Annotated in this window: 1 protein-coding gene; it reads right to left on the bottom strand. The window is 52.9% G+C overall.

Annotated elements, in window-relative coordinates; translation table 11 throughout:
* Positions 1 to 198: 198 nt before the first annotated feature.
* Positions 199 to 701: IS91 family transposase (locus ACOCD2_RS24115; RefSeq protein WP_293650643.1), on the bottom strand; the 503-nt coding region annotated here is incomplete at its 5' end.

Below are 701 nucleotides of genomic sequence, written 5' to 3'. Positions count from 1 at the left end.
GGGGTGATGGTCTCAATCCCGCTATATTGGCCGCTTGATCCGATCATTTTTTGCGCTTTCCCTGCTCGTTGTTGGTTATTCCTCTGTCAGTCTAAGGTATTTTCAGCCTGCTGACCATACCAACCCCTCAGGCAGACAATCACCTGTTGTTCGTTTCGTCCTTGATAGGTTAGCCCGTCCTATCCGGATTGATCTACGTCATCCAGGACCCCGTACCGGAAGCGGCCACACAGGATTGATCCGCCAGATCGCCACAAGATGCCCTTTATGGCACTTGGGACAGGGATAATCGCCCGCTTCATCCGCTTCGGGGTGCTCTTCAGCCTTTGCCGGTTGTGCCAGGATCTTGCGTATCCTCTCCAGGGAGGCCTTTCTGCACCGGTTGGCCAATAAGCCATAATGGCGGATGCGCATAAAGCCATTCGGTAACACGTGCAGCAAAAAGCGGCGGATGAATTCATCGGTGTCCAACTTCATGACCTTGGACTGATCGTCCCGGTAGTCTTGGTATTGGAAGTGCACCTGATCGTCTTTCATTCCGATGATACGTTGATCACTGATGGCGATCTTGTGGCTGTAGCGGGCCAGGTAGCGGATGATTGTCTCGGTGTGATTGATGCAGGGCTTGCTGTAGACCACCCAGTCCTTTTTCATCAACTGATCCAGCAGCTGGTCGATTTCATCTGCCCGGGTGATGCGAT

The organism is Thiolapillus sp. (genome assembly GCF_048562965.1).
Taxonomy (GTDB): Bacteria; Pseudomonadota; Gammaproteobacteria; order Chromatiales; family Chromatiaceae; genus Thiolapillus; species Thiolapillus brandeum_A.
Note: the sequence above shows the minus strand (reverse complement) of the source record. Positions and strands in the feature narration are given on the sequence as shown.